A 7,984-nucleotide genomic window follows, 5' to 3' on the forward strand; every position below is an offset into this window, starting at 1 on the left:
CCATGACCCGACCCCTCGCTGGTTCCGATTAACGATCGATTTACCGCTTCGGTAGAGCGCGATACCGCTGGCTGCGCCGTCAACCATTCGCCCCGCACGCGGCGGGGTCGCGAAAGGATGATCACGCCGGAGGCGGGGGGTGGGTGCTGGCAAGATGGTCAAGACCTGCTTTCAGGAATGATTTGACGGCGTCCGTTGCACCGGATGCTTCGTCCGACACCAGGTCGAAATGCGCGGACCATACGACCCTGCTGCTGTGGTCCGGGGCGTCCTCGATGCGGAACTCGCCGACATAGTTGCGGATCGGCATCGCGGTTGCCTCCATCCTGTAGCGATAGAAGCGCTCATTCGGCGCGAATTCGATCAGCCGTTCGGTCTGTCGCTTGCCGTCGTGCGTCTCGGCAACCCGCGTGCAGCCCTCGTGGTCTCCTTCGCTTTCCACCCTCGTCAGCATCGGGTGCCATCGGCCCACCGAGCCGAAAGAACCGATCTCCCGCCAGAGGTCTGTCGATTTCTCGCCGATCGGCACGGATACGATGATTTGCGGCATGCGTCAGTTTCCCCGTCATTCTGCTTGCCTCGTGGCGCAAACTATTTCGCGGCGCAGCAGTTCCGGGGGAACATCTGAAAAAAGCGGAGACGCGTCGCCTAGAGGCCAGGGATGTCGTGGTGCCCGCGTCCATGCCCCTGAAAAATTCATCCAGCGCGCCGCTGGCGCCGTCGCGCTCCTTCGCAAAAGAGGCTAGTGAATCCGAACCGTGACGGACGAGTCGTTCGCTGGCGTGGTCCTCTTGTCAGTTTGGAGACGTCAATGCAGCCGGAGCCGATCTACGACCTTGCTCATCTCGGCCACATGGAACTGCTGACGCCAAAGCCGGAGGAGAGCCTGAAATTCTTCGTCGACGTCATGGGCATGACGGTCAGCGGGCAAAAGGGCGAGTCGGTCTATCTGCGCGGCTGGGACGATTACGAACGCTATTCGCTGAAGCTGACAGGGGCGAAGACTTCAGGCATGGGTCACGTGGCGCTGCGCGCTCGCAGCCCGCAGGCGCTGGAGCGTCGTGTCGCCGCGCTCAAGGACTCCGGCTTCGATCTTGGCTGGATCGATGGCGATATGGGGCAGGGGCCGGCTTTCCGCTGCCGCGATCCTGACGGCCATCTCATCGAACTCTACTACGAGACCGAATGGTACCAAGCGCCACCGGAACTCAAGCCGGCGCTGAAGAAGCAGGCGCAGCGCTTTCCCGCACGCGGCGTCAATGTGCGTCGGCTCGACCATCTCAATTGCCTCGCCGTCGACATCAGGGCGAATCGCCTGTTCTTCGAGAATTACCTTGGCTGTCGGCTCACCGAGCAGATCGTGCTCAACGATGGTACGGAAGCGGCAATGTGGATGACGATGTCGAACAAGAGTTACGACTTCGCCCACACTCGCGACCACTACGGCAAGCCCGGCCGCTTCCACCATGTCACCTATGCGCTCGACAGTCGCGAAGAGATCTTGCGCGCGGCCGATATCTTCCTGGAGAACGGCGTCCATATCGAGACCGGCCCACACAAGCACGCAATCCAGCAGACCTTCTTCCTTTACGTCTTTGAGCCCGGCGGCAATCGCGTCGAGGTCGCCAACGCCGGCGCCCGCTTGATCCTGGCGCCGGACTGGAAGCCGATCGTCTGGACCGAGGAGGAGCGCAAGAAGGGCCAGGCGTGGGGATTGAAGACGATCGAGACCTTCCACACTCACGGCACGCCGCCGATTGGCGAATGAGTGTGAATCCGCGCCAAAGCCAGGAATAACCGATGGCGACACGCATCGATTTCACCAGCGAAGAATTCTTCCGTGATCCCGCGACCGCTGTCGCGGCGCTGCGAGCCAGCGCGCCCGTGGTTGCCACGCGATTTCCGATCGTGGGCAAGGTCTGGGTCACCACGACCTATGAGACCACCGCAACGATGCTGAAGGATTCCTCCATCTTCACGCTGCGCAAGGAGGACGGGGCGCTGGCAGGACTTCAGTGGTGGATGCCGAAATCCATCGCAACGATCGCCAACAGTATGTTGACCAAGGACGAGCCGGATCACAGCCGCTTGCGCGGCATCGTCGATGAGGCGTTCCGCCGTCGCGCCGTGCTCGAGATGGAGCCGCACATCCGGGCGATCGCGGACGGCCTTGCGGACGAACTGTTCGCATCCGGTAGCCCCGCCGATCTGGTACAGCGCTATGCGCGCATCCTGCCGCTCTCCGTCATCTGCGAGCTCCTCGGCCTGCCGGCGGCCGACCGGCCGAAATTCATCGGCTGGGCGAATGCGATGGGGCAGATTGCCAGCGCCTTCGGCTTCCTGCGCATGCTGTTCATCCTGAGGAAGATGGGGCGCTACCTGGAGGAACGCCTGCAGGCCGCGCGCAAAGAAGGCGGTGAGGGGCTCATTGCCGAACTGGTGCAGGTCGAAAGGGAAGGCGGCCGCATCACGCCGGACGAAATGGTCTCGATGATGATTCTGTTGCTCGGCGCCGGCTCCGAAACCACGACGCATCTGATCAGCGGATCGGTGTTCGAGCTGCTGAAGAACCCCGAAACGCGCAACTGGCTCGAGGCCGACTGGAACCGCGCTGCGCTGGCGGTCGAGGAATTCCTGCGCTTCGTCTCCCCGGTGCAATTCTCGAAGCCACGCTATGTGCGGCGCGATGTCGAGCTCGGCGGCGTCGCCCTGAAGAAGAACGATCGGGTGATGGCCATGATCGTGGCCGCCAATTTCGATCCCGCATCGCACCCACAACCCGAGCAAATGGACCTCGAGCGGCGGCCGAACCGCCACATCTCCTTCGGCACGGGCATCCATTTCTGCCTCGGTCACCAGCTCGCGCGGATCGAGGCGATCTGCGCGCTGAAAGCGCTGTTCACCCGCTGGCCAAAGCTTCAGCTTGCGGTTCAGCCATCGGAGATCCATTGGCGACGCCGGCCCGGGATACGGATGATCGAGAAGCTGCCCGTGGTGCCGAATGCGTGAGCGGCGCCGCGTATCGAGACCATGCTAGCCTGTACGACCGGCCGCCGGGGTCGAAGTCGCGAGGAGGCGGTTCTTGGTAGACATCTGGGCAAGGAAATCGACAGCCGACCTGCTGCAGGAGGCGGCAGGGGTGGAAGGAGACGCGCGGGCCTCGCCGCTGCGGCGCACGCTGTCGGCACTCAATCTCGTCGCGCTCGGCATCGGCGCCATCATCGGCGCGGGCATCTTCGTTCTGACCGGACACGCAGCGGCCGCGAATGCAGGACCTGCGGTGACGCTTTCGTTCGCGTTCGGCGCGATCGCCTGCGCCTTTGCGGGGCTCTGCTATGCGGAGATGTCGTCGACCGTCCCGGTCTGCGGCAGCGCCTATACTTTTGCCTATGCGGCGCTGGGCGAATTCGTGGCCTGGATCATCGGCTGGGACCTGATCCTCGAATATGCCGTCGGCGCGGTGGCGGTCTCGATCGGATGGTCGGGCTATGCCGTCAGCTTCGCCAGGGATTTTGGCCTTACGATACCGCCGGAGCTCGCGTCTGCGCCGCTGAGCTATGATGCGACCACGCATGCATGGTCGTCGACGGGCGCGATCTTCAACGTGCCGGCGATGCTCATTATCGTCTTCATCACGGCGCTGCTGGTTGCGGGGATCAGAGCGTCGGCGCGGTTCAACAATTTCATCGTCGCGGTGAAGCTGGTCGTCATCCTGCTCTTCATCGCCTGCACGGTCTCCTCGTTCACGACCGCGAACTGGGTCACCGCGAGCAATCCCGAAGGGGCCTTCATTCCGCCGAATGCGGGCGTCGGCGTCTATGGCTGGTCCGGCGTGTTCCGCGGCGCGGCCGTGGTGTTCTTCGCCTATATCGGTTTCGACGCGGTCTCGACCGCGGCACAGGAGGCGAAGTCGCCCGAGCGTGACATGCCGATCGGCATTCTCGGCTCGCTCGTGATCTGCACGGCGCTCTATGTCGCGGTCGGCTTGGTGCTGACGGGCATCGTGCCGTTCGACCGGCTGAACGTTCCCGACCCGATTGCGGTCGGGATCGATGCCGCCGGCGTCGGCTGGTTGTCGCCGATCATCAAGCTCGGCATCCTCTTCGGCTTGACCTCGGTGATACTGGTGATGCTGCTGGCGCAGCCCCGGATCTTCCGCGCCATGGCGCATGATGGATTGCTGCCGCCGGCGATCGCAAACATCCATCCGCGTTTCCGGACGCCTCATGTCGCCACCATCGGTTCCGGCATCGTCGTTGCCCTTCTCGGCGGGTTGCTGCCGATCGGGCTGGTGGGCGAGCTCGTCAGCATCGGCACGCTGTTCGCGTTTGCCGTGGTCTCGATCGGCACAATGGTGCTGCGCGTCGTCGATCCGGACCTGCCGCGTCCGTTCCGGGCGCCGGCGATCTGGCTGGTGGGGCCGGCCGCGGCCGCAACCTCGCTCTTCCTGATGCTCAGCCTGCCGATGGACACCTGGATCCGGCTCGCGGTGTGGCTGGTGATCGGCCTTGTGATCTATGCCGCCTATGGCCGCACGCATAGCCGTCTGCGCGCGAGCGATCAGCGCTGACGCGGCGGAACGATTCGACCCGGAGCAAATTCATCCAAGGCATCGTCCACGCCCGATCGAAATATGCCGGACAGCGCTGCGTCGGCGACATGAAGCTGTGGCGATTTTGCAGATGTGAAGGCGTGTGCTTAGCGTTCGGTGATAGCCTGAGATCGATCAACGAGAGCGGCAAGGGGAAGCGTCAATGAGCGAGCAAACAACCGCCAACCGCGAACGACGACCATCTCGCCGGCATTTTCTGCAAACAGGCGCGGCGGTCGCGGGCGGGGGCGTGCTCGGCGCGACGCCGGGCATGGCGGACACCAGCAACCTTCCGCCCAGCATTCCCGAATGGATGAAGGCGCCGGGCGCACCGATGGGCGATCAGCCCTACGGCACGCCGTCGGTCTATGAGAAGGGCGTCGTCAAGAACATCTCCAAGACGCTGCCGCAATACATTTCCGCCTCCGGCCGCACGCCGCTGCAGGAGCTTGACGGCATCGTCACGCCGAACGGGCTGTTCTACGAGCGCCATCACGGCGGTGTGCCCACCATCGATCCGGCGCAGCACAGGCTGATGCTGCACGGCCTCGTCGATCGCCCGCTGATCTTCACGATGGACGATATCCGCCGCTTCCCGTCGCAGTCGCGGATCCATTTCATCGAGTGCTCCGGCAATCCCGTCTACACCAAGCCCTATGGCAAGACGGCGTCCGACCTCGTCGGCCTCGTGAGCTGCGCCGAATGGACGGGCGTGATGCTGAAGGATGTCCTCAACGAAGCTGGCCTGCAGAAGGAAGCGAAGTGGCTGGTCGCCGAAGGCGCGGATGCGGCGGCGATGACGCGCTCGATCCCGATCGAGAAATGCCTCGACGATGCCATGCTGGTCTACAGCCAGAACGGCGAGCGGCTGCGTCCACAGCAGGGCTATCCACTGCGCCTCTTGCTGCCGGGCTTCGAAGGCAACATGAACATCAAATGGCTGCGCCGGCTGAAGGCCGTGGCCGAGCCTGCTTATTCGCGCGAGGAGACCTCGAAATATACCGACCTGATGCCCGACGGCACGGCGCGCGAGTTCACCTTCTACATGGAGGCGAAGTCGATCATCCTGCGTCCCTCGGGCGGACAGAAACTGAATGGGCCCGGCTTCCACGAGATATCAGGGATCGCCCGGAGCGGGCACGGCAAGATCAAGCGCGTCGAAGTCCCCGTTGACGACGGCAAGAGCTGGCAGGCGGCCCAACTTCAGGAGCCGGTCCTGACCCGCGCGCTCACCCGCTTCCGCGTGCCATGGCAGTGGGACGGCAATCCCGCCGTGATCCAGTGCCGCGCGATCGACGAGACTGATTATGTGCAGCCGACGCTTGCCGAACTGCTCGCGGTTCGCGGCGTCAATCATTTCTACCACAACAACGCGATCTGGCCGTGGCGCATCGCCGCGAATGGGGAGGTGAGCAATGCGCTGGCCTAGTTCGCACATCGCGCTGCTCGCCGCCGTGATTGCTGGGCTCGCTGTCGCCGCGCAGGCCGAGGAGCGCTTTCATATCGGGCGGCCGGCGACGCCGGCGGAAATCAAGGGCTGGGACATCGACATCGGCCATGACGGATCGAACCTGCCGCCGGGCGGCGGCAGCGTCGAACGCGGTCGCGTGGTTTTCAGTGAACAATGCGCGGCCTGCCACGGCGCCGACGGGCAGGGCGGTGTCGGCGATCGCCTGGTCGGCGGACAGGGCACGCTCGCGAGCGCAAAGCCGGTGCGTACCGTCGGCAGCTACTGGCCTTATGCGCCGACGCTGTTCGACTACATCCGCCGCGCCATGCCGCAGAACGCGCCGCAGTCGCTGAGCGATGAGGATGTCTATGCGGTCTCCGCCTACATCCTCAATCTCAACGGCCTCGTTCCGGCGGACGCCGTGCTCGACGCCAAGACGCTCGCCGCCATCAAGATGCCCAATCGCGACAGGTTCGTCTCCGACCCGCGGCCGGACGTGCGCTAGCTCTACGGCAGCCGTAGCCGAACGGCACGGAAACCGGCGGCCGTGCGGATCACGCCGGCACTGAGCAGCCGCCATATTGCCGCGCCGAAGCCGATCCTCGATGCCGTGCCGAGCGGCGTTTCCCCGCGGTTCGTGGTCGAGAGCGCGTATCGGGCCGCATCCATCGCCGGCTTCTCGATCCAGCGATAGGTGAGTGCAGCGACGGGAACGACGAGGACCACGGAGAGAACGAGCGCGGCCACCAGCGCCTGCGCTGGCGTTCCCAGGACCACCAGCTTGTCGTCATTGTGCCAGACCACCAGTTCGAGGTGGAGCTTGTGGCCGAGGAAGGAGGCGGCGCTGCGCATGATCTGGAAGATGAAGGTGTGAATCATGTAGATCGAATAGGACCACAGCCCGAGCTTCTGCAGCGCAGGCGAGCGCAGCATCGCCGAGATCCTGCCCTGATCGAACGAGAACACGCAAATCACGACCGCGGCGAGCAACGGAAACAGATATTGCGGTCCGCCGGATGGGGTAACCAACACGAACACTGCAACCAGTACGGCGCACGAGACCTCCAATATGTTCGGCATATCGAGCCGGCCGTTGGAATAGAGGCGCAGGTCGTAGACCAGGCATCCCGCGAAGAAGGAGAACATCGCGCGCAGCATGCCCCAATCGCTGGAGACGAACAGCGTACCCGGCGAGCGTTCGTAGAGCTGCATTCCGGCCGCAAGGCAGAGGCCGAGGAAGATCTCGCGCCGCCGGCGCGGGAACAGCACGACGATCGCCGCGAACAGCATCGAGACGTAGAACTCGACCGCCGCGCTCCAGGCGGGGCCGTTCCAGGTCAGGCCGCCATGCAGGTTGAAGGACTGGAGGAACAGGATATTGGTGACGGCTTCGTAGAGTGTGTGCCCGGCGCCGAACGGTACCGAATCCAGCGAGAACGAACCGTCGGTGCGCATGAAGACGATCTTGCTCACTTCGATCATCACGAACAGCGCCAGCATCACCATATGCAGCGGCCAGAGCCGCGCGAACCGCATCGCCATGAAGCGGATGCCATCCCCGGCATGGTTAAGGCGCTGACCATAGGCGTGACAGAGCACGAAGCCGGACAGGGCAAAGAACATGTCGACGCAGAATTGCAGGTTCACGAACGGCTGGGTGCCTTTCAGCGCATGGTAAATGGGGATGTGGAAGAGCACCACGAGCAGCGCGCAGATACCGCGCATTGCATCAAGTGCCTCAAACCGACCCGCGCCCGAAGATGTCTGTCCCGCCATGATACGCCTCTTTCGCCGGATGTGCGTTTGGCATGTCCTTGAGCAAGGCGGGGGCCAGCGGTGTTGGCGGAGCGGCAGGGTGATCGGGGTTCTGCAAGGTTTGGTAAATCGGCGGGCTTCGACGCTCGCAAAACGAGGACGCGGTGTCGTCACTGCGAAAGCAGGGA

7 protein-coding genes are annotated in these 7,984 nt (G+C 63.9%); 5 read left to right on the plus strand and 2 right to left on the minus strand.

Annotated features, from left to right (window positions below; translation table 11 throughout):
- Positions 1–121: 121 nt before the first annotated feature.
- On the minus strand, positions 122–550 hold the full coding sequence (locus tag CWO89_RS37475; protein WP_130583388.1) for an SRPBCC family protein: 429 nt from the start codon (positions 548–550) through the stop codon (positions 122–124).
- A gap of 261 nt (positions 551–811) precedes the next feature.
- Between CWO89_RS37475 and CWO89_RS37480 the strand changes: the two genes are divergently transcribed.
- The 5 genes from CWO89_RS37480 (at position 812) to CWO89_RS37500 (ending at position 6,546) form a co-directional block, all read left to right on the plus strand.
- A complete protein-coding gene (locus CWO89_RS37480; RefSeq protein WP_130583389.1) occupies positions 812–1,768 on the plus strand; it encodes a catechol 2,3-dioxygenase in 957 nt (318 codons plus the stop codon).
- 32 nt (positions 1,769–1,800) lie between these two features.
- Positions 1,801–3,009, plus strand: coding sequence for a cytochrome P450 (locus CWO89_RS37485; RefSeq protein ID WP_130583390.1), 1,209 nt, complete (start codon positions 1,801–1,803; stop codon positions 3,007–3,009).
- 73 nt (positions 3,010–3,082) lie between these two features.
- Positions 3,083–4,570: an amino acid permease gene (locus CWO89_RS37490; RefSeq protein WP_130583391.1), complete on the plus strand. Its 1,488-nt coding sequence runs from the start codon at positions 3,083–3,085 to the stop codon at positions 4,568–4,570.
- Positions 4,571–4,754: 184 nt separating this feature from the next.
- Positions 4,755–6,020: a sulfite dehydrogenase gene (gene soxC, locus CWO89_RS37495; protein ID WP_130583392.1), complete on the plus strand. Its 1,266-nt coding sequence runs from the start codon at positions 4,755–4,757 to the stop codon at positions 6,018–6,020.
- On the plus strand, positions 6,007–6,546 hold the full coding sequence (locus CWO89_RS37500; protein WP_130583393.1) for a c-type cytochrome: 540 nt from the start codon (positions 6,007–6,009) through the stop codon (positions 6,544–6,546). The genes soxC and CWO89_RS37500 overlap by 14 nt, the downstream gene beginning before the upstream one ends.
- Before the next feature lie 2 nt (positions 6,547–6,548).
- Here the strand turns inward: CWO89_RS37500 and CWO89_RS37505 are convergent, their stop codons facing one another.
- A complete protein-coding gene (locus CWO89_RS37505) occupies positions 6,549–7,817 on the minus strand; it encodes an acyltransferase family protein (RefSeq protein ID WP_130583394.1) in 1,269 nt (422 codons plus the stop codon).
- Positions 7,818–7,984: the final 167 nt, after the last annotated feature.

It is taken from the genome of Bradyrhizobium sp. Leo170 (genome assembly GCF_004296405.1).
In the GTDB taxonomy this organism is placed as follows: domain Bacteria; phylum Pseudomonadota; class Alphaproteobacteria; order Rhizobiales; family Xanthobacteraceae; genus Bradyrhizobium.

Bases quoted from the DNA above. Each gene is read 5' to 3' on its own strand.
- CWO89_RS37500 (WP_130583393.1), top strand. From the start codon at position 6,007: ATGCGCTGGCCTAGTTCGCACATCGCGCTGCTCGCCGCCGTGATTGCT.
- CWO89_RS37505 (WP_130583394.1), bottom strand. From the start codon at position 7,817: ATGGCGGGACAGACATCTTCGGGCGCGGGTCGGTTTGAGGCACTTGAT.
- CWO89_RS37480 (WP_130583389.1), top strand. From the start codon at position 812: ATGCAGCCGGAGCCGATCTACGACCTTGCTCATCTCGGCCACATGGAA.
- CWO89_RS37485 (WP_130583390.1), top strand. From the start codon at position 1,801: ATGGCGACACGCATCGATTTCACCAGCGAAGAATTCTTCCGTGATCCC.
- soxC (WP_130583392.1), top strand. From the start codon at position 4,755: ATGAGCGAGCAAACAACCGCCAACCGCGAACGACGACCATCTCGCCGG.
- CWO89_RS37475 (WP_130583388.1), bottom strand. From the start codon at position 550: ATGCCGCAAATCATCGTATCCGTGCCGATCGGCGAGAAATCGACAGAC.